The sequence below is a fragment of the Pseudomonas sp. GL_117 genome (assembly GCF_057835125.1).
Genome location: NZ_CM174418.1, coordinates 457,471 through 482,735 on the forward strand (window position 1 = coordinate 457,471; position 25,265 = coordinate 482,735).

Sequence of the window (25,265 nt, forward strand, 5' to 3'; positions counted from 1 at the left end):
GGCTTACAAAATGTAGCGAGACAGATCCTCGTTCTGCGCCAATTCGCCCAGATGGCTGTTGACGTAATCAGCGTCGATCTTGATCACTTCGCCATTCTGCGCCCCAGCCAGATCGCCGGCACTGAAGGACACCTCCTCCAGCAAACGCTCCAGCAACGTGTGCAGACGACGGGCACCGATGTTCTCGGTCTTCTCGTTGACCTGCCAGGCAATCTCCGCCAGGCGCTTGATGCCGTCCGGCTGGAACTCGATGCCCAGGCCTTCGGTTTTCAGCAACTCGCGGTACTGCTCGGTCAGCGATGCATGGGGCTCGCTGAGGATGCGCTCGAAGTCGCCCGGGGTCAGCGCCTTGAGCTCCACGCGAATCGGCAGGCGGCCTTGCAGCTCCGGCACCAGGTCGCTTGGCTTGCTCAGGTGGAACGCTCCGGAGGCAATAAACAGGATGTGGTCGGTCTTGACCATGCCCAGCTTGGTGTTCACGGTGCAGCCTTCGATCAGCGGCAGCAGGTCGCGCTGCACGCCTTCACGGGATACATCGACGCCACCGGAGTTGCCGCGCTTGGCCACCTTGTCGATCTCATCGATAAACACGATGCCGTGCTGCTCGACCGCTTCCAGGGCCTTGGCCTTGAGTTCTTCTTCGTTCACCAGGCGCCCGGCTTCTTCGTCGCGCACCAGTTTCAGCGCTTCCTTCACCTTGAGCTTGCGGCTTTTCTTCTTGCCCTTGCCCATGTTGGCGAACAGGTTCTGCAACTGGCTGGTCATTTCCTCCATGCCAGGTGGGGCGGAGATGTCGACGCCGGACACTTCGGCGACTTCGATCTCGATTTCCTTGTCGTCCAACTGGCCTTCACGCAGGCGCTTGCGGAACAGCTGGCGGGTGTTGGAGTCCGAGGCCGGTGCGGCGTCTTCGTTGAACCCCATGCGTGCCGGCGGCAGCAGGGCGTCGAGGATGCGCTCTTCGGCTGCGTCTTCGGCGCGGTGGCTGACCTTGGTCATTTCCTGTTCGCGCAGCAGCTTCAGGGCGGCGTCGGCCAGGTCACGGATGATCGACTCGACATCGCGGCCCACGTAGCCCACTTCGGTGAACTTGGTGGCTTCGACCTTGATGAACGGTGCGTTGGCCAGTTTGGCCAGGCGGCGGGCGATCTCGGTTTTACCGACGCCGGTCGGGCCGATCATCAGGATGTTCTTCGGCGTTACTTCAACGCGCAGTTCTTCGGGCAGTTGCATCCGGCGCCAGCGGTTACGCAGTGCGATGGCAACGGCGCGCTTGGCATCGTCCTGGCCGATGATATGGCGGTTGAGTTCGTGGACGATTTCGCGGGGAGTCATGGACATAATGTTTGGCGGCCTCAAGCCGGAATAAGCCTACGGCTTACTCGGCGAGGTCCTGCTCCTCAATGGTCTGGTTGTGGTTGGTGAATACGCAGATGTCGCCGGCGATGCCCAGGGCGGTCTCGACGATTTCACGGGCCGACAGGTCGGTTTTCTTCAACAGCGCGCTGGCGGCCGCCTGGGCGTAGCCACCGCCGGAACCCATGGCGATCAGGCCATGCTCGGGCTCAACCACATCGCCGTTGCCGGTGATGATCAAGGACGCGTCTTTGTTGGCCACGGCCAGCATGGCTTCAAGGCGGCTGAGGGAACGGTCGGTGCGCCATTCTTTGGCGAGTTCAACTGCGGCGCGCACGAGGTGGCCCTGGTGTTTTTCCAGCTGGCCTTCGAAACGCTCGAACAGGGTGAAGGCGTCGGCGGTAGCGCCGGCAAAGCCCGCGAGAACCTGGCCGTGGTACAGGCGACGCACTTTCTTGGCGTTGCCTTTCATCACGGTGTTGCCAAGGGAAACCTGGCCGTCGCCGCCCATGACGACTTTGCCGTGGCGACGTACTGAAACGATGGTGGTCAAGGGGAGAGTCTCCACACAGCGGGGCGAAAATGCCCTGGTGAAAACTGATATGGGGATGGAGGGGGGGATTTCAACCGTGGGGGCGGTGTGCGGACGAGTGGTGTGTATTGATCTGACACACTCTTGAGAACGCTATAGATCAAATGTGGGAGCGGGCTTGCTCGCGAAAGCGGTGTGTCAGCCGCCGAAAATATTGACTGATCTAGCGCATTCGCGAGCAAGCCCGCTCCCACATGGGGCCTGCTGTGTTCTTGGGTTTAGCGGCTCTGGCGTTGTTGTAACAACAGGTTGCTGAACCCTGCGCCAGCCAGTTGTTTCTGCGCCACGGTCAGCTGTTCACGGTTGCTGAACGGCCCCACCAGCACGCGATACCAGGTCGCATCTTTCACCGTGCCGGATTCCACCGTCACCGCCTGGCCCAGCAAGATAATCTGCGCCCGTACACGGTCCGCGTCCGCCTGCTTGGGGAACGAGCCCGCTTGCAGGAAGAACTTGGTCACCGGCGCCGCTTTGGTCTCGGCAACCGGCGGTGCTGGCGGCGGGGTGATCCCGGCCAGCGCGGCCTGGGCCCGTGCGGTGTCGATCTTTGCCGCTTCCGCAGGCGTGACCGGTGTGGTCGGCACTTGTGGGGTCGGCAGGGTTTTCTCCGGCACGGCGTCAGGTGGCACGATCACTTCGGACTCCGGCAACAGTGTGTAGAAGTCGTACTTCGGCTTCACTGGTGCTGTAGGACTTGGCGCGGTCTTGTTGGCTTCGGCCATTTTCGTGATCTTCTGCTGCTCCTGCTTGACCCGTTTGACGTCATCGCCCTTGCCCGGGTCCAGCTTCATCAGGAACACGATAAACGCGCCGACCGACAGGCCGATGGCCATCCACAGCCAGCCCGGGATCGGCTTTTTCGCCGGGGCCTGGTAGCGGCTGGCGCCGCGCTTGGGTGCAGGTTTTTTCTTGGCAGCCAACTTACATGCGCTCCAGGGTTTCCAGGCCCAACAGTTCCAGGCCTTGCTTGAGGGTACGACCAGCCAGGGCGGCGAGGCGCAGGCGGCTTTGCTTCTGGGCCTCGTCGTCGGCGGTGAGGATCGGGCAGTTCTCGTAGAAGCTGGAGAACAGGCCGGCAACTTCATACAGGTAGCTGCACAGGATGTGCGGCGTGCCTTTCTCGCCGACGCTGTTCAGCACTTCGCCGAACTGCGCCAGCTTGGCCGCCAGTTCCTGTTCGTGCGGGGCATCCAGCACGATATGGCCTTCGACTTCGCTGAAGTCCTTGCCCAACTTGCGGAACACGCCGGCCACGCGGGTGTAGGCGTACAGCAGGTACGGCGCGGTGTTGCCTTCGAAGTTGAGCATCAGTTCGAAGTTGAAGCTGTAGTCACTGGTGCGGTGCTTGGACAGGTCGGCGTATTTCACCGCGCCAATGCCCACCACGCGGGCGATGTTGCGCAGGTCGGCCTCGGCCAGCTCCGGGTTCTTTTCCTTGACCAGGGTGTAGGCGCGTTCCTGGGCTTCGTTGAGCAGGTCGATCAGCTTGACGGTGCCGCCGTCGCGGGTCTTGAACGGACGGCCGTCGGCGCCGTTCATGGTGCCGAAACCCATGTGTTCCATGTGCATCGGGTGGGTCACGAAGCCTGCGCGACGCGCCACTTCGAACACCTGCTGGAAGTGCAGGGCCTGGCGCTGGTCGACGAAGTACAGCGCACGGTCGGCCTTGAGCACGCCGCTGCGGTAGCGCACGGCTGCCAGGTCGGTGGTGGCATACAGGTAGCCGCCGTCAGCCTTGACGATGATCACCGGCAGCGGCTCGCCATCGGCGGTCTTGAACTCTTCGAGGAACACGCACTGCGCGCCGTTGCTCTCGACCAAGAGGCCCTTGGCCTTGAGGTCGTTGACCACGTTGATCAGGTCATCGTTGTAGGCGCTTTCGCCCATTACGTCGGCCATGGTCAATTTGACGTTGAGCAGCTCGTAGATTTCCTGGCAGTGAGACAGGGAAATCTCACGGAAGCGGTTCCACAGCGCCAGGCATTCGGCGTCGCCGGCTTGCAGCTTGACCACCAGGCCACGGGCGCGGTCGGCGAACTCTTCGGATTCGTCGAAGCGCTTCTTCGCGGCACGGTAGAAGTTTTCCAGGTCCGACAGCTCGTTGCTGGTGATCGGGTTTTCTTGCAGGTAGGCCATCAGCATGCCGAACTGGGTGCCCCAGTCGCCCACGTGGTTCTGACGGATCACCGTGTCGCCGAGGAACTCCAGGACGCGGGCCACGCCGTCGCCAATGATGGTGGAGCGCAGGTGGCCCACGTGCATCTCTTTGGCCAGGTTTGGCGCCGACAGGTCGATGACCACGCGCTGGGCGTCGCCGGCCTTGTGCACGCCGATCTTGGCGTCGGCCAGCGCGGCGTCGAGGCGCGAGGCCAGGGCCTGGGCGTTCTGGAAGAAGTTGATAAAGCCAGGGCCGGCGATTTCGGCCTTGGTCACGCTGTCATCGGCGGGCAGCGCGGCGATGATTTTTTCCGCCAGGTCACGTGGCTTCATGCCCGCAGGCTTGGACAGCATCATCGCGATGTTGCTGGCAAAGTCGCCGTGGGTCTTGTCGCGGGTATTTTCCACCTGGATCGCCGGCGTCAGGCCTTCAGGCAACACACCTTCGTTGACGAGTTGGGTGAGGGCTTGTTGGATCAGCTGGCGAATGGTGTCTTTCATGGTGTTCTCTTTGTGCCGCAAGCGGCGGCGCGCGATGCGCAGGTGGAAAAACTGGGCATTATCCGTGGCGAGGGCGGGCTTGCCAACCGTTCAGACGGGTTGGCGGACCTGCGGGCCTCATCGCGGGCAAGCCCGCTCCTACATTTCAGGGCGTTCACAATCCAAACAGTGGGACCAATCGATCAATACAAATCCACGGGGTCGACGTCCATCGACCATCGCACTTGCCGGCCGCTGGGCATTTGCTCCAGAGCAAGCAATAGGCTACTTAACAGCCGATGCAATGGTGCTCGCGACGTCGCCTGCAAGAGTAGCTGGGCACGATAACGCCCGGCGCGGCGCTCCATGGGGGCGGGCACCGGGCCGAGCAACTCGATGCCGGTCAGACCCAGCTCACCGAGCAAACGTTCGGCGGCACTGCATGCCTCGTCGAGAAAACCTTCGGCCTGCCCCGGCTTGTGCGCTTCGGCGCGCAGCAAGGCCAAGTGGGCAAACGGCGGCAGGCCGGCGGAGCGGCGTTCGCTCAAGGCCTGTTCAGCGAAGGCAAAGTAACCTTGCTCTGTCAGCTGAATCAGCAGTGGATGGTCGGCCAGGTGTGTCTGGATAATCACTTTGCCCGGCTCTTCAGCGCGCCCCGCACGGCCGGCGACCTGCACGATCAACTGCGCCATGCGCTCGCTGGCGCGGAAGTCGCCGGAGAACAGACCGCCGTCGGCATCCAGGATCGAAACCAGGGTCACCCGTGGAAAGTGATGCCCTTTGGCCAGCATCTGCGTGCCGATCAGAATGCACGGCTGGCCTTTCTGGATGGTGGCGAACAGCTGGTTCATCGCATCTTTGCGCGAGGTACTGTCGCGGTCGACCCGCAACACCGGGTAGTCCGGGAACAGGATGCCCAGGCGCTCTTCGGCCCGTTCGGTGCCCGCGCCCACCGGCCGCAGGTCGACTTTGCCGCACTGCGGGCAGTGGCGTGGCACCCGTTCCACATGGCCACAGTGATGGCAACGCAGCTCGCCGTGGCGCTGATGCACGGTCATGCGCGCGTCGCAGCGCTCGCACTCGGACATCCAGCCGCAGTCATGGCACAACAGCGTCGGCGCAAAGCCGCGACGGTTGAGGAACACCAGTACTTGCTGGCCGGCGGCGAGGGTCTGGCCGATGGCTTGTTGCATCGGCCCGGAAATGCCGCTGTCCAGCGGGCGGCTTTTTACGTCCAGGCGCAGGAAACGTGGCTGCTTGGCGCCGCCTGCACGTTCGTTCAGGCGCAGGAGGCCGTAACGGCCGGTGTAGGCGTTGTGCAGGCTCTCCAGGGACGGCGTGGCCGAACCCAGCACAATCGGGATGTCTTCCTGGCGCGCGCGTACCAGCGCGAGGTCGCGGGCGTGGTAGCGCAGGCCTTCCTGCTGTTTGTAGGAGCCGTCGTGTTCTTCGTCGATGATGATCAGCCCGGGGTTTTTCATCGGGGTGAACAGCGCCGAGCGGGTGCCGATAATAATGTCGGCCTCGCCATCTCGTGCGGCGAGCCAGGACTCCAGGCGTTCGCGGTCGTTGACCGCCGAGTGCACCAGGGCGATGCGCGCGTTGAAGCGTTGCTCGAAACGCGCCAGGGTCTGCGGGCCCAGGTTGATCTCGGGGATCAACACCAGCGCCTGTTTGCCGGCCTGCAGGGTTTCGCGGATCAGTTGCAAATACACTTCGGTCTTGCCGCTGCCAGTGACCCCGGCCAGCAGGAACGCGTGGAAACTGTCGAAGCCTGCACGGATCGCCTCGTAGGCGGCGCGTTGCTCGGGGTTCAGCGGCAGTTCCGGTTGGGCCAGCCAGTGTTCGTGACGTGGGTCGGGGGCGTGCTTGCGGATTTCCACCTGCACCAGGCCTTTGGCCAGCAGCAGGTCGAGACTGTCTTTGCTCAGCATCAGCTTGCTTAACAGCTGATGGGCCACGCCATGGGGATGCTGCGCCAGGGTGGCCAGGGCCTCACGCTGGCGCGGGGCGCGGGCGATGCGCGGGTCATCGAGGCGCGCGCCGGGCACCATCGACCAGAAACGTTCCTGGCGCGCTTCGGCCAGTTCGCCCTGGCGCAGCAGCACCGGCAGCGCCCAGCTCAGGGTGTCGCCGAGGCTGTGCTGGTAATACTGGGCGGTCCACAGGCACAGCTTGAACAGCGCGGGCGGCAGCGGTGGCGTGGCGTCGAGGATTGCCAGTGCAGGCTTGAGCTTCTCTGCCGGCACTTCGCTGTGGTCGGTGACTTCTACCAGGATGCCGATCATTTCCCGGCGCCCGAACGGCACGCGCACGCGCATGCCTGGTTGCAACTGCGTCCGCAGCACGCCGGCCGGGGCCCGGTAGTCGAACAGGCGGCGCAGGGGCGAAGGCAGGGCGAGGCGCAAGATGGCGTCGGGCACGCGGGGGTCTCATCTATAAAGGCAGGCGGTGGCGCAGGGGCGGGAGCCTAGCAGACAGGGGAGGGCTTGGGGTAGCCGATGGTTTTCTGATGAAAGGAAGTTTCACGCCCAAAGCGCCGCTTGCGCGTTTAAAAAGGTCTGGTAGAATCCGCGGCCTAATTACGTGCGGTATTCGACAATAGTGTCGAGTGGCGGCACGCAGCCCGAGGAAGTCACCATGAAAGCCGATATCCATCCAGCGTACGAAACCATCGAAGTAACCTGCAGCTGCGGTAACAAGTTCGAAACTCGTTCGAACCTGTGCAAGCCACTGGGTACTGACGTATGCAACGAGTGCCACCCGTTCTACACCGGTAAGCAGAAAACTCTGGACACCGGCGGCCGTGTACAGCGCTTTGCTGACCGTTTCGGCGCTTTCGGCAAGAAGCCTGCTGCTACTCCAGCAGAGTAAGGCTGAAAAGCCCCCTGGGCTTTTCCTGCTGAAAAAAGAGGCGTCCCTTGTGGACGCCTTTTTTGTGCCTGGAATTTGAGAGAATCGCATTTAATTGCTGCATTAATAAAAAATTGTAGACATTTTTTTAGGCGATTGTGAACAGTTGAGCCCTTGTATCCCGTGGCCTTAGACCAAAGTACGTCGGTTTGGGGCCTTGACACCGGTGACTACCCAGTCTTGTAGGGACTTTACGACACGCGTATCCTCGGCGGTCCGTCGACCAACAGTAAAAGCGGAATGCCGATATGTCTGATTTGAAAACTGCCGCTCTCGAATATCATGCCCATCCTCGTCCAGGAAAGCTGAGTGTAGAGCTCACCAAAGCCACCGCCACCGCCCGCGACCTGTCGCTGGCCTACAGCCCTGGCGTGGCCGAGCCCGTACGTGAAATCGCACGCGACCCTGAGCTGGCGTACAAGTACACCGGCAAAGGCAACCTCGTTGCAGTGATTTCCGATGGCACCGCGATTCTGGGCCTGGGCAACCTTGGCCCATTGGCTTCCAAGCCGGTCATGGAAGGCAAGGGCGTGCTGTTCAAGCGCTTTGCCGGCATTGACGTTTTCGACATCGAAGTCGATTCCGAGAGCCCGCAGGCTTTCATCGACACCGTAAAGCGCATTTCCATCACTTTCGGTGGCATCAACCTGGAAGACATCAAGGCACCTGAGTGCTTCGAGATCGAAAAGGCCCTGATCGAACAGTGCGACATTCCGGTATTCCACGATGACCAGCACGGCACCGCGATCGTTACCGCGGCCGGCATGATCAACGCCCTGGAAATCGCCGGCAAGACCCTGGCTGACGCCAAGATCGTCTGCCTGGGCGCCGGTGCGGCAGCTATCTCGTGCATGAAGCTGATCGTGAGCATGGGCGCCAAGCTGGAAAACATCTACATGGTCGATAGCAAGGGCGTGATCCAGTCCGAGCGCACCGACCTGAACCAGTACAAGGCGATGTTTGCCCACCCGTCCTCCAAGCGCACCCTGGCTGATGCCCTTGACGGTGCAGACGTGTTCGTCGGCCTGTCCGGCCCGAACCTGCTGAGCGCCGAAGGCCTGAAGTCCATGGCGGCCAACCCGATCGTGTTCGCCTGCTCCAACCCGGACCCAGAGATCGCGCCGGAACTGGCTCACGCCACCCGTAACGACGTGATCATGGCTACCGGCCGCTCGGACTACCCGAACCAGGTCAACAACGTACTGGGCTTCCCGTTCATCTTCCGTGGCGCCCTGGACGTTCGCGCCAAGCGCATCAACGAAGAGATGAAAGTGGCTGCCGCCAACGCCCTGCGCGAACTGGCCAAGCTGCCGGTGCCTCAGGACGTATGCGACGCCTACGGCGGCGCCAAGCTGGAATTCGGTCGTGAGTACATCATTCCGAAGCCAATGGACAAGCGCCTGATCACCCTGATCTCTGATGCCGTGGCCAAAGCCGCCATCGAGACCGGTGTGGCCACCCTGCCGTATCCGAAGAACTACCCGCTGCAAAGCGTGGATGATGTGTTCAACGGCTAAGCCGTAGACCCATAAAAAAACCCGGCTCAGAAAGCCGGGTTTTTTTATGGGGGAGTTTTGAGCTGCAAGCTACAAGTAAGAGCGAGACTGCATCGCTCTTACTTGTCGCTTGCAGCTAACAGCTTGCCGCTCTCTAAAAGAGATCAATCGGCGCCGCCTCGTCAGCCGGCAGCGGGCTGCCTGGCACCACACCATTGCCCAGTTCATTGACCGACGGCGGCGTGTCTTCGCTCTTGAACAGCTCGAAGTACGCATTCGGCGTGCTTGGCGAGGCGGCGCGGCCACTGACCGGATCGATCCGCAGGCTGAGGATGCCTTCCGGCTCAGGCTGGGTATGCAACGGCTTGTCCTTCAAGGCAGCGCCCATGTAGCTCATCCAGATCGGCAGCGCGACGGTGCCGCCGAATTCGCGACGGCCGAGGCTTTCCGGCTGGTCGTAGCCGGTCCATACGGTGGTCACGTAGTCGCCGTTGTAGCCGGAGAACCAGGCGTCCTTGGAGTCGTTGGTGGTGCCGGTCTTGCCCGCGATGTCTGCTCGGCCGAGGGCCAGGGCACGGCGGCCGGTGCCTTTCTTGATCACATCTTCAAGGATGCTGTTGAGGATGTAAGTGGTGCGGCCATCCACAATCCGTTCGGCCACTGCCGGCGCCTGTGGCTCGGCAGGTGCGGCGGCGTTGGCGGCCGGCGTGGCGCCTGGCGTCGGTTCGATCGTGATACCGCCGTTGCTCGGCGCGGCCAGGCCGTCCGTGGCGGCGATGCCGTTGACCACATCACCCGGCACACGTGGTGGGTTGGCGGTGAACAGGGTGTCGCCATTGCGGCTTTCGATCTTGTCGATCAGGTACGGCGTGATCTTGTAGCCGCCGTTGGCAAAGGTGCTCCAGCCGGTGGCGATTTCCATTGGCGTGAGGGTCGCGGTGCCCAGGGCCAGGGACAGGTTCGGCGGCAGGTCCGACTTGTTGAAGCCAAAGCGCGTCATGTAGTCGATGGTCTTGCCGACGCCCATCGCTTGCAGCAGGCGGATCGATACCAGGTTGCGCGACTTGTACAGCGCCTCGCGGATACGGATCGGGCCGAGGAAGGTGTTGGTGTCGTTCTTCGGACGCCAGACCTTGTCCAGGTACTCGTCGACAAACACGATCGGGGCATCGTTGACCAGGCTGGCGGCTGTGTAGCCGTTATCCAGCGCGGCGCTGTAAATGAACGGCTTGAAGCTCGAGCCCGGCTGGCGCTTGGCCTGGGTGGCGCGGTTGTAGTTGCTCTGCTCGAAGGCAAAGCCGCCGACCAGGGCGCGGATCGCACCGTTCTGCGGGTCCAGGGAGACCAGCGCGCCCTGGGCGACCGGCACCTGGCTGAATTTGAGGCTATCGTCCTTCTGGCGTTGCACGCGGATCAAATCGCCCACCTGCGCCACATCCGACGGCTGCTTGGGCATCGGGCCCATGCTGTTGGTGTTCAGGAACGGGCGGGCCCACTTCATGCTGTCCCACGACACATGGGCTTCGCCGGTGCGGGTCAGCACCTGCACGCCGTCTTTCTTCACCTGGGTCACGATGGCCGGCTCCAGGCCGCTGATCGCGCGCTGCTTGCCCAGTTCGGTGGTCCACGCGCTCAGGGTCTTGCCCGGCAGACGCGATTCGGGGCCGCGGTAGCCGTGGCGCTGGTCGTAGGTGATCAGGCCCGAATGCACGGCGTTGTTGGCGATTTCCTGGGTGTCGCTCGGAACGGTCGTGGTGACGCGGAAACCTTCGGTGTAGGCCTCGCTGCCATACCGGCCGACCATCTCGGCACGGGCCATTTCGGCGATATACGGTGCGTTCACTTCTGGCGTCGGCACGTGGTAACTGGCGTTCAACGGCTCGGCCACGGCGGTTTCATAGGCGTGCTGGTCGATCTTGCCCAGCTTGTACATGCGCCCCAGGATCCAGTCGCGGCGCTCTTTGCTGCGCGCCGGGTTGGCCAGTGGGTTGAAGCGCGACGGCGCCTTGGGCAGGCCGGCGATCATAGCCATCTGCGCCAGGCTGGCATCACGAATCGACTTGCCGTAGTAGACCTGCGACGCCGCCTCGATGCCGTAGGCGCGGTTGCCCAGGTAGATCTTGTTGACGTACAGCTCAAGGATCTCGTCCTTGGTCAACTGGCGTTCAATCTGCAAGGCCAGCAGGATCTCTGTGGCCTTGCGCGAAAAACTGCGTTCGCTGGTGAGGAAGAAGTTCTTCGCCACCTGCATGGTGATGGTGCTGCCGCCGGATTGAATGTGTCCGCTTTTTACCAATTGCGTGGCTGCACGCACCAGGCTGCTTGGGTCTACGCCGTAGTGGTTGGCGAAATTGTCGTCTTCGGCCGACAGCAAGGCGCTGATGAAATTGGGCGGAATATCGGCAAAACGGATCGGGGTGCGGCGCATTTCACCGAACTCCGCGATCAGCTTTTCATCGCTGCTGTAGACCCGCAAAGGAATCTGCAACTGGATACTTCTGAGTGCCTCTACGGAGGGTAAACCCGGACTAAGGTAGAGGTAGGCCCCGCTGAGTACGAGCAGCAGCCCGCAGACGATCGCGACAATGGAGTACCCGAAAAACTTCAGCAGACGAATCAAGGCTTTTGGATTTCCAGAGAAAAGAATGGGTTAGGCGTCGGGGCATGCATGGCAAACGATGGATCGACCCGGGCTGCAGATAAAAGCGGGGAAAAACGCTGCGCATTAAAGCATTTTTCGGCTTGGGGCGTCATTCGCGCCTCTCAAACAAGCCGACCGAATGCACGGTGCGCGGCAGCAATCAGGCGGTATGACAGGGAAAGTTTTGGGGAGTTTTATGAAAAAGGGATTTTTCAGGCGAAAAGTCGACAGCGTCCTGGGCGTCGATCTTAATGATCAGGAGATCAAGCTGGTCGAACTGGGGCGTTCAAGTCGCGGTTACAGCGTGCAAGGCTATGTCATCCAGGCGTTGCCGGCCCATGTGGTGGTCGATGGCGTCGTGCTCGACCTTGCGGCTGCCGGGCAGGCGTTGCGCCAGGCCTTGTCGCGGCTGCACACATCGACCAGGTACGCGGCCGTTGCCGTGGCGGGGCCTTCGGTCATCACGCAGGTGATCGAAATGGAGGCTGGGCTCAGCGACGACGAGATGGGCTGGAAGATCCAGATGGAGGCGGATCAATACATTCCCTATCCACTGGATGACATGGCGCTCGACTTTTATGTGCAGGGCCCTTGTGCCCATGACCCCATGCGCGTCGAGGTGCTGCTGGCGGCGTGCCTCAGGGAACAGGTCGAGGCGCGCGCGGCGGTCCTGGCCCTGGCTGGGTTGATGCCGAGGGTGGTGGACATAGAACGGTTTGCATTGGCGCGCGCTTGCCTTCAGGATTTCGCCAGCTTCACGCCGAGCCATCAAGTCGATGGTGAACGATGGGCTATGGATGCCCAGGGAATGGGAGTTGCTTGCGGGTTGGCCCTGAGGAGTTTCGCTTGATGACACGAATCAACCTATTGCCCTGGCGCCAGGCACTCGCGCAGCGGCGGCGCAAATTTTTCCTGATGTTGCTGCTGGCATTCGCTGGTGTGGCGCTCGCAGCGGTGTGGCTGGCCAATCAAGTGATCGACCAGGCCATCGACCGCCAGGTCACGCGCAATAGCCGCGTCGATAGCGACATTGCGGTCCTGGATGCGCGCATCAAGACCATCGACGACTTGCACGTGCAAGGCCGGCAATTGGCGCAGCGCATGAAGGTGGTCGAGGACTTGCACGACGCTCGCTCGTCCGGCGCCCAGCTGTTGGACCAGTTGGCGCGCGCGGTGCCTGATGGCGTGCACCTGCATGAGGTGGTGGCCAAGGGCGATGCGGTGAGTGTCCGTGGCAGTGCCGAGTCCAGCCAGGATATTGCCCAATTGATGCGCCGCCTGGAGGCCTCGCAAGGTGCCAGCGCCACCCGCTTGCAACATGTGCGAACGGAAGGCGTGCGTGGCGACAATGAATTCCAGTTGATGGTGCGCAAGGGAGCGCCAGGCGAGGTTCAGCCATGAGCCGGGTCAGGCTCGATGTCGGCTCGCTCTATCACAACGCTGCAACATGGCCTTTGGCTGGCAAGCTCTTGTCAGGCTGTGCGCTGGCAGGTTTGGTGCTGCTGGTAGGCGATAGGCTGTATCTCGACGCGTCACAGGAGCGTTTGCGCCAGGCTGAACTGAACGGCGTGGCGCTTGAGCAGCAATTGGCGCAAAAAAGCGTGCTGGCTGCCGGCCTTGAACAGCGCACCCAGCAGTTGCAGGTGCTGCGCGAGCAGGTCGAGGCGCGTTGGCGGCAATTGCCCGGCGAGTCCGCAATGCCCGGTCTGCTTGACGACACGGCGCGGTTGGCGCTGGCCAATGGTCTGTTGGTAGAAAGCATCACGCCGTTGGATGAGCAGGCGCGTCCGTTCTATATCGAGCAGCCGGTGCAGATTGGCGTCAGCGGGACCTTTCACGACCTGGCAAGGTTCGTGAGTGCCCTGGGCGGCCTGTCGCGGATCACCACGGTGCATGACCTCGCCCTGCGGCCTGACGGCAAGCTGTTGCGCCTTGATCTGCTGGCCAGGACTTATTGGCACGCGCAGCAAAGCGGTGGGGCGGGTGAGTACGTGGCGCAGGCCCCGTCCTTTGTCTACGACCCCCAGGGATTGCGCGATCCTTTCCAGCCCCTTGCGGTTCAAGTCACCCGCACCCGTGGTCGGCCGGCCCAGGCGCCGGACCTTGCGCGGCCACGGGGCATCCTCGAAGCGCTGGCAGTCGATCAATTCGAAATGGTCGGCACCCTGTCCCGTGGTATGCAGGCCTTTGTCTTGCTGCGCGCGGCTTCCGAGGTGCATCGGCTGGCGGTCGGCGACTACCTCGGGCCGCATCACGGTCGGATCACCGCCATCTACGCCGGGCATATCGAGCTGGTCGAGTTATTCCCCGATGAACAGGGTGACTGGTTGGAGCGCCCGCGAACCCTCGCGTTAAACGTCAACTCATAACGGAATAAAACCAATGAAAAGGACTTTCCTGTCCTTCGGTGTGGCGCTATGGATAGCGTTCACGGCACCGATGGCTGCTGCTGTGCCCAATCGCGTCGACCTGATCCACCTGCCGCCCCCGGTGGCGGGTGCTGGCGACAAGCTCAACCTCAACTTCCAGAATGTCGAGCTGCGCGCCGTGTTGCAGCAAATTGCCGATGTGGCGGGCCTCAACCTGGTGGCCGGCGACGACGTACAAGGCTCGATTACCCTGCGGCTCAAGGATGTGCCCTGGGACCAGGCGCTGGACTTGGTGTTGCAAGCCAAAGGCCTGGATAAACGGATCAAGGCCGGTGCCTTGCTGGTTGCACCCGCCGAGGAGCTGGCTGCGCGTGAATTGCTGAGTTTGGAATCGCGCCGGCAGATGGCCGAATTGGCGCCGCTGCGCCGGGAACTGTTGCAGGTCAACTACGCCAAGGCGGCTGATCTGGCCAAACTGTTCCAGTCGATGAGCGGGTTTGAGGGTGTCACCGATGAGCGTGGCTCGGTGGCGGTGGATGAACGCACCAATAACATCATTGCCTACCAGACCGGCGAGCGCCTGGAGGAACTGCGGCGGATTGTGGCGCAACTGGATATTCCGGTGCGCCAGGTGATGATCGAAGCGCGGATTGTCGAGGCCAACGTGGATTACGACAAAAGCCTCGGGGCGCGCTGGGGCGGACGGCTCAATCGTGGAAACTGGGCGGGCGGAGGCATCCGCAAGCCGTTGCCGGAAGGCGCGGAGCTGCCGGAAAGCCCGCCCAGCTCACCGTTTGTCGATTTGGGGGCGATTACCGGCACCTCGGGGCTGGGCGTGGCCTACATCACCGACAACCTGCTGCTGGACCTGGAACTGACCGCCATGGAGAAAACCGGTAACGGCGAAATCGTCTCACAGCCCAAGGTGGTTACATCCGATAAGGAAACCGCACGCATCCTCAAGGGTACCGAGATTCCGTACCAGGAATCGAGCTCCAGCGGCGCCACATCGGTGTCGTTCAAGGAGGCTTCGCTGTCCCTGGAGGTCACCCCGCAGATCACCCCGGATGACCGCGTGATCATGGAGGTCAAGGTCACCAAGGATGAGCCCGACTACCTGAATAAACTCAACGACGTGCCGCCGATCAAGAAGAACGAGGTCAACGCCAAGGTGCTGGTCCGGGATGGCGAGACCATTGTCATTGGCGGGGTTTTCTCCAATACCCAAAGCAAAGTGGTAGATAAAGTGCCATTTTTGGGCGATGTGCCGTATCTTGGCCGCCTTTTCCGGCGCGATGTGCTGGCGGAGAAAAAATCCGAGCTGCTGGTATTCCTGACTCCGCGTATTATGAATAACCAGGCGATTGCTGTGAGTCGTTGATTCTGTGCGAAATTTGATTCTTGTAGGACCGATGGGCGCTGGAAAAAGCACCATCGGCCGTTTGCTTGCCAAAGAGCTGCGCCTGCCATTCAAAGATTCCGACAAGGAAATTGAAGTGCGCACGGGTGCCAATATCCCATGGATCTTCGATAAGGAAGGCGAACTGGGCTTTCGGGACCGCGAGCAGGCGATGATCGCCGAGCTGTGCGGCCTCGACGGCGTGGTATTGGCCACCGGCGGTGGCGCAGTCATGCGCGAAGAGAACCGTCGGGCACTGCATGCCGGTGGTCGGGTGGTCTACCTGCATGCCTCGGTCGAGCAACAGGTTGGCCGCACCGCCCGCGATCGCAATCGCCCGCTGCTGCGCACGGCCAACCCGGAAAAAACCTTGCGGGACCTGCTGGCGCTGCGAGATCCGTTGTATCGGGAGATCGCCGATCTGGTGGTGGAAACCGATGAGCGGCCACCTCGGATGGTGGTCCTCGATATTCTTGAGCGCCTGCAACGGCTGCCACCCCGTTAAAGCCAGGCCCGAAATGCGCTATTCTCGGCGGCGCGCCATCACCCTCTGAGGTGTGGCGTAGAGCCATCAGGCAACGCCGAGTCTCGACGTTGCCGGTCGTCAATACATCTCTAACGCGGGGACACATGCAGACACTTAAGGTCGATCTAGGCGAGCGCAGCTACCCGATCCATATTGGCGAAGGTCTGCTGGACCAGCCCGAGTTGCTCGCACCGCATATTGCCGGGCGGCAAGTGGCGATCATCTCCAACGAAACGGTCGCGCCGCTGTATCTTGAGCGTCTGAGCCGCAGTCTTGCGGCGTATTCGGTGATCTCGGTGATCCTGCCCGACGGCGAAGCCCACAAGAACTGGGAAACCCTGCAACTGATCTTTGATGGCCTGCTCACCGCGCGCCATGACCGCCGCACCACCGTGATCGCCCTGGGCGGCGGTGTGATCGGCGACATGGCCGGCTTTGCGGCGGCCTGCTACCAGCGTGGCGTGGACTTTATCCAGGTGCCGACCACCTTGCTGTCCCAGGTCGACTCGTCGGTGGGCGGCAAGACCGGTATCAACCATCCGCTGGGCAAGAATATGGTTGGCGCGTTCTACCAGCCTCAGGCTGTGCTGATCGACACCGCCACCCTCAATACCTTGCCGCCGCGCGAGTTATCGGCGGGCCTGGCGGAAGTCATCAAGTACGGGCTGATCTGCGATGAGCCGTTCCTGGCCTGGCTGGAAGAGCACGTCGACGCCCTGCGCAACCTCGATCAGGTCGCCCTCACCGAAGCGATTTCCCGCTCCTGCGCTGCCAAGGCGCTGGTGGTGAATGCCGATGAACGGGAGTCCGGCGTACGGGCCACCCTGAACCTCGGCCACACCTTCGGCCATGCGATCGAAACGCACATGGGCTATGGTGTGTGGTTGCATGGGGAGGCCGTAGCGGCTGGCACAGTGATGGCATTGGACATGTCGCAGCGCCTGGGCTGGATCAGTGCCCAGGAGCGTGATCGTGGTATCCGCCTGTTCCAGCGCGCCGGTTTGCCGGTCATTCCGCCTGAGGAAATGACCGAGGCGGACTTCCTCGAACATATGGCGATAGACAAGAAAGTGATCGACGGTCGACTACGACTGGTGCTGTTGCGCCGCATGGGCGAAGCGGTGGTGACCGACGATTATCCAAAAGAGATTCTACAGGCCACGCTGGGAGCGGATTACCGCGCCCTGGCTCAGCTGAAAGGTTAACCAGATTCCGATGACTAGTTTGCATGCCGACGAGGCGTTCCTCGGCCATTACCAGTTAAGCCACGACCCTTTTGCTCCACGGGTGCCTGGTTTCAAATTCTTCCCGGCCCAGCGCAAGCCAGTGCTGGGGCAACTGCACCACTTGGCGCGCTACAGCCAGTTGCTGCTGGTGGTCACCGGCCCGTTGGGCAGCGGCAAGACCTTGCTGCGCCAGGCCCTGGTGGCCAGTACCAACAAGCAATCGGTGCAGAGCGTGGTCGTATCCGCTCGCGGGGCCGGTGATGCGGCGGGTGTGCTGCGCCAGGTGGCCCAGGCCCTGGACGTGTCCAGCGCCGAGCCGAATGCGATCCTCAAGCAAGTGGTGCAATTGGGCCTGACCGGCCAGGAAGTCTATTTGCTGGTGGATGACGCCGAGCAGCTTGACGAATCCGCGCTGGAAGCGCTGCTGGCGCTGGCAGCTGGCACGCCGGAAGGCCGTCCCCACGTGTTCCTGTTTGGTGAGTCGTCGTTGATCGCCGATCTGGAGCAGATCAGTGGCGATCAAGAGCTGTTCCACGTGATCGAATTGCAGCCGTACGAAGAAGAGGAAACCCGCGAATACCTGGCTCAACGCCTGGAAGGCGCAGGGGCCGGTATCGAACTTTTCTCCGCCCAGCAGATCTCTGATATTCACGAAAGCTCCGACGGCTGGCCTGGCACCATCAACCAGGTCGCCCGCGATGCGATGATCGAAGCCATGATTGCCAGCCGCTCTGCGGTCAAGCGTCCAAAGATGGGGTTCACTATGCCTAAGAAGCACGTATTGGCGATTTCCGCCGTTGTCGTGGTTGCCGTCGCCGCCGCCTGGTTGATCCCGGGCCGCAACAAGGCCCCGACCACCGCTGGCGCGCCAACCGAACAGGCGCAGTTGCCACTGGGCAAGCCCACGCCAAATGTCGAATTCGCCAACTCCGGCCAGCCAACCAACCTGCCGATGGTCGGCCAGCCGGTGATGCGCGGCCCGCTCGCCGAAGAAGCCGGCGGTATCTCCGAAGGCGACGACGGCGTGCCGGTGGAAGGCTCCAGCGCCACACCGCCAACCGTGACCACCACCGCGCCACCTGCGGGCGTGCCGGCAGGCCAGCCAGCGGCAGTTGCCAAGCCGACGCCGACGCCGGCACCGACCGTCGCCACCGCCAAGCCGACGCCAGTGACCAAGCCGGTTGTCGCGGCGCCAGCGCCAGCCGCCAAGCCAACCCCGGCTCCGGCCGCCAAGCCGGCTGAAAAGCCTGTCACCGTCGCCAAGGCCGGTGCAGCGGGTAGCGGTTGGTACGGCAGCCAGCCTGCGAGCAACTTCGTGGTGCAGATCCTCGGCACCAGCTCCGAAGCCAACGCCCAGGCGTTCGTGAAAGAGCAGGGCGGCGAGTACCGTTATTTCAAGAAAGTGCTCAACGGCAAGCCTCTCTACGTGATCACCTACGGCAACTTCTCCAGCCGTGCGGCCGCTGATTCTGCGATCAAATCCTTGCCAGCGAAGGTTCAGGCTGGTAAACCTTGGCCTCGCACTGTCGCCAGCGTTCAACAAGAACTGGCAGCAACTCGCTGAAGATCCGGCGGCCTTACCCAGGCCGCCCTCCCGGCACCTCAAAAAAATCGCATGGCGTGCAGTCTCTAGAGGCCGCGCGCTTTGTGGTGTCTGCGTCACAGTGGCTTTTGAGTCGTAGCGGTCAGAATTAAAAAAGTTTTGACTAGCACAGCATATCGCTTTAAACCTTTCATAAATGCGACATAGATTTGCGACATTTCGTCGCTAAATTTGTGAGCGTCTGTGTCGGTGTGTACAATGACCTCCCTTTTGCCCCCGCTAAGCCGGCGTACGTTCGGCGTGGAAGGTAACCGGTTGAATTGAAAAGAAATTTGCCTCGATATAAGAGGCAGCCTGGTGAGAAAGTGTCTATGAAAGCAGGTCTGTACCAACCCGATGAATTCAAGGATAACTGCGGTTTCGGCCTGATAGCCCATATGCAGGGCGAGCCCAGTCATACCCTTTTGCAAACGGCCATCGAGGCCCTGACCTGCATGACCCACCGCGGTGGGATCAACGCCGACGGCAAGACCGGTGACGGTTGCGGCTTGCTGATCCAAAAGCCCGACCTGTTCCTGCGCGCTGTCGCCAAAGAGCAATTTGCGGTCGACCTGCCCAAGCAGTACGCCGTGGGCATGGTGTTTTTCAACCAGGACCCGGTAAAAGCCGAAGCCGCTCGCGCGAACATGAACCGCGAGATCCTCGCGGCCGGCCTGCAACTGGTCGGCTGGCGCAAAGTGCCGATCGACACCAGCGTACTCGGCCGCCTGGCCAACGAGCGTCTGCCGCAGATCGAACAAGTGTTCATCGCAGGCGACGGCCTCAGCGACCAGGACATGGCGATCAAGCTGTTTACCTCCCGTCGTCGTTCGTCCGTGGCCAACGCCGCCGATGCCGACCACTACATCTGCAGCTTTTCCCACAAGACCATTATCTACAAAGGCCTGATGATGCCGGCGGACCTCACCGCCTTCTATCCAGACCTGAGTGATGAGCGCCTGCAAACCGCGATCTGCGTGTTCCACCAGCGCTTCTCCACCAACACCCTGCCGAAATGGCCGCTGGCCCAGCCATTCCGCTTCCTTGCCCACAACGGCGAGATCAACACCATCACCGGCAACCGCAACTGGGCCGTGGCCCGTCGCACCAAGTTCGCCAACGACCTGATGGACCTCGAAGAGCTCGGCCCGCTGGTCAACCGCGTGGGTTCCGACTCCTCCAGCATGGACAACATGCTCGAACTGATGGTCACCGGCGGCATCGACCTGTTCCGTGGCGTGCGCATGATCATTCCGCCTGCGTGGCAGAACGTTGAGACCATGGACCCGGACTTGCGTGCATTCTACGAGTACAACTCGATGCACATGGAGCCGTGGGACGGCCCCGCCGGCGTGGTCATGACCGACGGTCGCTACGCGGTGTGCCTGCTCGACCGTAACGGTCTGCGCCCGGCGCGTTGGGTCACGACCACCAACGGTTTCATCACCCTCGCGTCGGAAATCGGCGTGTGGAACTACCAGCCCGAAGACGTCATCGCCAAAGGCCGCGTCGGCCCTGGCCAGATCCTGGCCGTGGACACCGAAACCGGGCAGATCCTCGACACCGATGCCATCGACAACCGCTTGAAGTCGCGTCACCCGTACAAGCAATGGCTGCGCAAGAACGCCCTGCGCATCCAGGCGACCATGGAAGACAACGACCACGGTTCGGCGTTCTACGATGTCGATCAGCTCAAGCAATACATGAAGATGTACCAGGTCACGTTCGAAGAGCGCGACCAGGTACTGCGTCCGCTCGGCGAGCAAGGCTACGAGGCCGTCGGCTCCATGGGCGATGACACGCCGATGGCCGTGCTGTCCCAGCGCGTGCGTACGCCGTACGACTACTTCCGCCAGCAGTTCGCCCAGGTGACCAACCCACCGATCGACCCGCTGCGCGAAGCCATCGTGATGTCTTTGGAAGTGTGCCTCGGTGCCGAGCGCAACATCTTCCAGGAATCGCCTGAGCACGCCTCCCGCGTGATCCTCAGCTCGCCGGTTATTTCCCCGGCCAAGTGGCGTTCGTTGATGACCCTGGACCGCCCGGGCTTCGACCGCCAGATCATCGACCTGAACTACGACGAGAGCCTCGGCCTTGAAGCTGCTGTGCGCAACGTCGCCGACCAGGCCGAAGAAGCCGTGCGCGCCGGTCGTACCCAGATCGTGCTGACCGACCGCCACATCGCTCCGGGCAAGCTGCCGATCCACGCCTCGCTGGCCACCGGCGCGGTGCACCACCGCCTGACCGAAAAAGGCCTGCGCTGCGACTCCAACATCCTTGTCGAAACCGCCACTGCCCGCGACCCGCATCACTTTGCGGTATTGATCGGCTTCGGCGCCTCGGCGGTGTACCCGTTCCTCGCGTACGAAGTGCTGGGCGACCTGATCCGTACTGGTGAAGTGCTGGGCGACCTCTATGAGGTGTTCAAGAACTACCGTAAGGGCATCACCAAGGGCCTGTTGAAGATCCTGTCGAAGATGGGCATCTCCACCGTCACGTCCTATCGCGGTGCGCAACTGTTCGAAGCCATCGGCCTGTCCGAAGAAGTCTGCGAGTTGAGCTTCCGTGGCGTGCCAAGCCGTATCAAGGGTGCGCGCTTCGTCGACATCGAAGCCGAGCAGAAAGCCCTGGCGGCCGAAGCCTGGAGCGCGCGCAAGCCGATCCAGCAAGGCGGCCTGCTCAAGTTCGTGCACGGTGGCGAGTACCACGCGTACAACCCGGACGTGGTCAACACCCTGCAAGCCGCCGTGCAGCAGGGCGACTACGCCAAGTTCAAGGAATACACGAGCCTGGTGGACAACCGCCCGGTGTCGATGATCCGCGACCTGTTCAAGGTGAAGACCCTGGACACGCCGATGGACATCAACGAAGTCGAGCCGCTGGAATCGATCCTCAAGCGCTTTGACTCTGCCGGTATCTCCCTGGGCGCGTTGTCGCCCGAGGCCCACGAAGCCCTGGCCGAAGCCATGAACCGCCTGGGTGCGCGTTCCAACTCCGGTGAAGGCGGCGAAGACCCGGCGCGCTACGGCACCATCAAGAGCTCGAAGATCAAGCAAGTGGCGACTGGCCGTTTCGGCGTGACCCCGGAATACCTGGTCAACGCCGAAGTGCTGCAGATCAAGGTCGCCCAGGGCGCCAAGCCCGGCGAAGGCGGCCAGCTGCCAGGCGGCAAGGTCAACGGTCTGATCGCCAAGCTGCGTTACGCAGTGCCGGGCGTCACCCTGATCTCGCCACCGCCGCACCACGACATCTACTCGATCGAAGACTTGTCGCAGCTGATTTTCGACCTCAAGCAAGTCAACCCGCAGGCCCTGGTCTCGGTGAAACTGGTAGCAGAAGCCGGCGTGGGCACCATCGCCGCCGGTGTGGCCAAGGCCTATGCCGACCTGATCACCATCTCCGGCTACGACGGTGGCACCGGCGCATCGCCGCTGACCTCGATCAAGTACGCCGGTGCACCGTGGGAACTCGGCCTGGCCGAAACCCACCAGACCCTGCGCGGCAACGACCTGCGTGGCAAGGTCCGGGTGCAGACCGATGGTGGCCTGAAAACCGGCCTCGACGTTATCAAGGCCGCAATCCTCGGCGCCGAAAGCTTCGGCTTCGGGACTGCGCCGATGATCGCCCTGGGCTGCAAATACCTGCGCATCTGCCACCTGAACAACTGCGCCACCGGCGTCGCCACTCAGAACGAGAAGCTGCGCAAGGATCACTACATCGGCACCGTCGACATGGTGGTGAACTTCTTCACCTACGTCGCCGAAGAGACCCGTGAGTGGCTGGCCAAGCTGGGCGTGCGCTCCCTCGAAGAGCTGATCGGTCGTACCGATCTGTTGGAAATCCTTCAGGGCCAGACCGCCAAGCAACATCACCTGGACCTGACGCCGCTGCTCGGCAGCGATCACATCCCGGCCGACAAGCCACAGTTCTGCGGCGTCGAGCGCAACCCGCCCTTCGACAAAGGCCTGCTGGCCGAGAAGATGGTGGAGATCGCCGGCTCGTCGATCCTGGAGGCCAGCGGTGGCGAATTCGCCCTGGACATCTGCAACTGCGACCGTTCGATCGGCGCGCGCATCTCCGGCGAAATCGCGCGCAAGCATGGCAACCAAGGCATGGCGAAGGCGCCGATCACTTTCCGCTTCAAGGGCACTGCGGGCCAGAGCTTTGGCGTGTGGAACGCCGGTGGCCTGCACATGTACCTCGAAGGCGACGCCAACGATTACGTGGGCAAGGGCATGACCGGCGGCAAGCTGGTGATCGTTCCGCCTAAAGGCAGCGTCTACAAGACTCAGGACAGTGCCATCATCGGCAACACCTGCTTGTACGGCGCCACCGGCGGCAAGCTGTTCGCCGCCGGCACCGCCGGTGAGCGTTTTGCCGTACGTAACTCCGGTGCCCACACCGTGGTGGAAGGCACCGGCGATCACTGCTGCGAGTACATGACCGGGGGCTTTGTCGCGGTACTGGGCAAGACCGGTTACAACTTCGGTTCGGGCATGACCGGCGGTTTCGCCTACGTGCTCGACCAGGACAACACCTTCGTCGACAAGGTCAACCACGAGTTGGTCGAGATCCAGCGGATCAGCGGCGAAGCCATGGAGTCCTACCGGAACCACTTGCAGCACGTGCTGGACGAGTACGTCGAGGAGACCGGCAGCGAATGGGGCCGCAACCTCGCCGAAAACCTCGATGATTACCTGCGTCGTTTTTGGCTAGTCAAACCGAAGGCAGCGAGTTTGAAATCTCTGCTCTCCAGCACACTTGCGAGTCCGCAATGACGACGCAGCGGCAAGTAGCAAGCTTCAAGCCGCAAGCACAGAGCAGTGCGCGGTGTGCCGGTTCAATTGATTTCTTGCAGCTTGAAGCTTGTAGCTTACAGCTGTCGTGTACGAGGTTTTAAAGATGGCCGAACGTCTCAGCAACGACTTCCAATTCCTCGATGTCGGGCGCAAAGATCCGAAGAAGAAACTGTTGCGTCAACGCAAGAAAGAGTTCGTGGAGATCTACGAACCCTTCAAACCCCAGCACTCGGCCGACCAGGCCCACCGCTGCCTGGGTTGCGGTAACCCGTATTGCGAATGGAAGTGCCCGGTGCACAACTTCATTCCCAACTGGCTGAAGTTGGTGGCCGAGGGCAACATCCTCGCCGCCGCCGAGCTGTCGCACCAGACCAATACCCTGCCGGAAGTCTGCGGCCGGGTGTGCCCGCAGGACCGTCTGTGCGAGGGTGCGTGCACCCTCAACGACGGCTTCGGCGCGGTGACCATCGGTTCGGTGGAGAAGTACATCACCGACACCGCGTTCGCCATGGGCTGGCGTCCGGACATGTCCAAGGTCAAGCCGACCGGCAAGCGCGTCGCCATTATCGGCGCCGGTCCTGCCGGCCTCGGTTGTGCCGACGTGCTGGTGCGTGGCGGCGTGACCCCGGTGGTGTTCGACAAGAACCCGGAAATCGGTGGCCTGCTGACCTTCGGTATCCCCGAGTTCAAGCTGGAAAAAACCGTCCTGAGCCACCGTCGCGAAGTGTTCACCGGCATGGGTATCGAGTTCCGTCTCAATACCGAAATCGGCAAAGACGTGACCATGGAACAACTGCTCGAAGAATACGATGCCGTGTTCATGGGCATGGGCACCTACACCTACATGAAGGGCGGGTTTGCCGGTGAGGACCTGCCGGGCGTGTATGACGCGCTGGACTTCCTCATCGCCAACGTCAATCGCAACCTGGGCTTTGAAAAGTCGCCGGAAGACTTCGTCGACATGAAAGGCAAGAAGGTCGTGGTACTCGGCGGTGGTGACACCGCGATGGACTGCAACCGTACCTCGATCCGCCAGGGCGCCAAGTCGGTGACCTGTGCCTATCGTCGTGACGAAGCCAACATGCCCGGCTCGCGCAAAGAGGTGAAGAACGCCAAGGAAGAAGGCGTGAAATTCCTCTACAACCGCCAGCCGATTGCGATTGTCGGTGAAGATCGCGTCGAAGGCGTGAAGGTGGTCGAGACCCGTCTCGGCGAACCGGACGCCCGTGGCCGTCGCAGCCCCGAGCCGATCCCGGGTTCCGAAGAGATCATCCCGGCCGACGCCGTGGTCATCGCCTTCGGTTTCCGTCCAAGCCCGGCGCCGTGGTTCGAACAGTTCCAGATCCAGACCGACAGCCAAGGCCGCGTCGTGGCCCCGGAACAAGGCCAGTACAAGCACCAGACCAGTAACCCGAAGATCTTCGCCGGTGGCGACATGGTGCGCGGTTCTGACCTGGTGGTAACCGCGATCTTCGAAGGCCGCAATGCTGCCGAAGGCATCCTGGATTACCTGGGCGTCTAACCCCAATCCGGGTTGGAATGCGATCAAACTGTGGGAGCGGGCTTGCTCGCGAATGCGGTGGATCAGTCACCAAATGTGTCGACTGACCCACCGCATTCGCGAGCAAGCCCGCTCCCACATTTGGTTCCAGTACATTCAAGACATTGCTGCAAATCAACCCGATAGACAAAAGGCACGGCTCACTCCGTGCCTTTTGCGTCCGGCTCT

16 protein-coding genes and 1 pseudogene are annotated in these 25,265 nt (G+C 62.0%); 11 read left to right on the forward strand and 6 right to left on the reverse strand.

Annotated elements, in window-relative coordinates:
• Nucleotides 1-3: 3 nt before the first annotated feature.
• The 5 genes from hslU to AC3ISR_RS02005 all read right to left on the reverse strand — a co-directional run bounded on the left by hslU (nucleotide 4) and on the right by AC3ISR_RS02005 (nucleotide 7,008).
• Nucleotides 4-1,341: an ATP-dependent protease ATPase subunit HslU gene (gene hslU, locus AC3ISR_RS01985; protein WP_012721807.1), complete on the reverse strand. Its 1,338-nt coding sequence runs from the start codon at nucleotides 1,339-1,341 to the stop codon at nucleotides 4-6.
• A 37-nt stretch (nucleotides 1,342-1,378) separates the two neighbouring features.
• Nucleotides 1,379-1,909 carry an ATP-dependent protease subunit HslV gene (gene hslV / locus AC3ISR_RS01990; protein ID WP_003171209.1) on the reverse strand — a complete coding sequence of 177 codons (531 nt, stop codon included), beginning with the start codon at nucleotides 1,907-1,909 and terminating at the stop codon, nucleotides 1,379-1,381.
• 257 nt (nucleotides 1,910-2,166) lie between these two features.
• Nucleotides 2,167-2,868, reverse strand: a complete 702-nt coding sequence (locus tag AC3ISR_RS01995) for an SPOR domain-containing protein (RefSeq protein WP_192298349.1) — start codon at nucleotides 2,866-2,868, stop codon at nucleotides 2,167-2,169.
• 1 nt (nucleotide 2,869) lies between these two features.
• Nucleotides 2,870-4,606 carry an arginine--tRNA ligase gene (gene argS / locus AC3ISR_RS02000; protein WP_192298348.1) on the reverse strand — a complete coding sequence of 579 codons (1,737 nt, stop codon included), beginning with the start codon at nucleotides 4,604-4,606 and terminating at the stop codon, nucleotides 2,870-2,872.
• A gap of 182 nt (nucleotides 4,607-4,788) precedes the next feature.
• Nucleotides 4,789-7,008, reverse strand: a complete 2,220-nt coding sequence (locus AC3ISR_RS02005) for a primosomal protein N' (RefSeq protein ID WP_192298347.1) — start codon at nucleotides 7,006-7,008, stop codon at nucleotides 4,789-4,791.
• Nucleotides 7,009-7,225: 217 nt separating this feature from the next.
• On the opposite strand from AC3ISR_RS02005, the gene rpmE reads away from it, so the two are divergent.
• Together rpmE and AC3ISR_RS02015 are read left to right on the forward strand one after the other, a co-directional pair.
• Nucleotides 7,226-7,459, forward strand: a complete 234-nt coding sequence (rpmE, locus tag AC3ISR_RS02010) for a 50S ribosomal protein L31 (protein WP_005784030.1) — start codon at nucleotides 7,226-7,228, stop codon at nucleotides 7,457-7,459.
• Nucleotides 7,460-7,746: 287 nt separating this feature from the next.
• Nucleotides 7,747-9,015, forward strand: a complete 1,269-nt coding sequence (locus tag AC3ISR_RS02015) for a malic enzyme-like NAD(P)-binding protein (RefSeq protein ID WP_192298346.1) — start codon at nucleotides 7,747-7,749, stop codon at nucleotides 9,013-9,015.
• Nucleotides 9,016-9,148: 133 nt separating this feature from the next.
• Here AC3ISR_RS02015 and AC3ISR_RS02020 read toward each other — a convergent pair whose 3' ends face one another.
• A complete protein-coding gene (locus AC3ISR_RS02020) occupies nucleotides 9,149-11,611 on the reverse strand; it encodes a penicillin-binding protein 1A (protein ID WP_412547872.1) in 2,463 nt (820 codons plus the stop codon).
• A 220-nt stretch (nucleotides 11,612-11,831) separates the two neighbouring features.
• On the opposite strand from AC3ISR_RS02020, the gene pilM reads away from it, so the two are divergent.
• From pilM to AC3ISR_RS02065, 9 genes and pseudogenes are all read left to right on the forward strand, one after another.
• Nucleotides 11,832-12,485 (forward strand): type IV pilus biogenesis protein PilM, encoded by a 654-nt coding sequence (pilM, locus tag AC3ISR_RS02025; protein ID WP_463983844.1) that lies wholly within the window; start codon nucleotides 11,832-11,834, stop codon nucleotides 12,483-12,485.
• A complete protein-coding gene (locus AC3ISR_RS02030) occupies nucleotides 12,485-13,036 on the forward strand; it encodes a PilN domain-containing protein (RefSeq protein ID WP_192298343.1) in 552 nt (183 codons plus the stop codon). The genes pilM and AC3ISR_RS02030 overlap by 1 nt, the downstream gene beginning before the upstream one ends.
• Nucleotides 13,033-14,004 carry a pilus assembly protein PilP gene (locus tag AC3ISR_RS02035; RefSeq protein WP_463983845.1) on the forward strand — a complete coding sequence of 324 codons (972 nt, stop codon included), beginning with the start codon at nucleotides 13,033-13,035 and terminating at the stop codon, nucleotides 14,002-14,004. The genes AC3ISR_RS02030 and AC3ISR_RS02035 overlap by 4 nt, the downstream gene beginning before the upstream one ends.
• Before the next feature lie 124 nt (nucleotides 14,005-14,128).
• Nucleotides 14,129-15,385 (forward strand): annotated as a pseudogene (locus tag AC3ISR_RS02040) (type IV pilus secretin PilQ); the annotation flags it as partial.
• Between the two features lie 4 nt (nucleotides 15,386-15,389).
• Complete coding sequence (aroK, locus tag AC3ISR_RS02045; RefSeq protein ID WP_192298341.1) at nucleotides 15,390-15,908, forward strand: shikimate kinase AroK; 519 nt, start codon at nucleotides 15,390-15,392, stop codon at nucleotides 15,906-15,908.
• Between the two features lie 125 nt (nucleotides 15,909-16,033).
• Nucleotides 16,034-17,134 carry a 3-dehydroquinate synthase gene (gene aroB, locus AC3ISR_RS02050; RefSeq protein ID WP_192298340.1) on the forward strand — a complete coding sequence of 367 codons (1,101 nt, stop codon included), beginning with the start codon at nucleotides 16,034-16,036 and terminating at the stop codon, nucleotides 17,132-17,134.
• Between the two features lie 10 nt (nucleotides 17,135-17,144).
• Nucleotides 17,145-18,719, forward strand: coding sequence for an SPOR domain-containing protein (locus AC3ISR_RS02055; protein WP_192298339.1), 1,575 nt, complete (start codon nucleotides 17,145-17,147; stop codon nucleotides 18,717-18,719).
• A gap of 350 nt (nucleotides 18,720-19,069) precedes the next feature.
• A complete protein-coding gene (gene gltB, locus AC3ISR_RS02060; protein ID WP_489324562.1) occupies nucleotides 19,070-23,515 on the forward strand; it encodes a glutamate synthase large subunit in 4,446 nt (1,481 codons plus the stop codon).
• Nucleotides 23,516-23,639: 124 nt separating this feature from the next.
• Nucleotides 23,640-25,058 carry an FAD-dependent oxidoreductase gene (locus AC3ISR_RS02065; protein ID WP_463983847.1) on the forward strand — a complete coding sequence of 473 codons (1,419 nt, stop codon included), beginning with the start codon at nucleotides 23,640-23,642 and terminating at the stop codon, nucleotides 25,056-25,058.
• The last annotated feature ends 207 nt before the right edge of the window (nucleotides 25,059-25,265 follow it).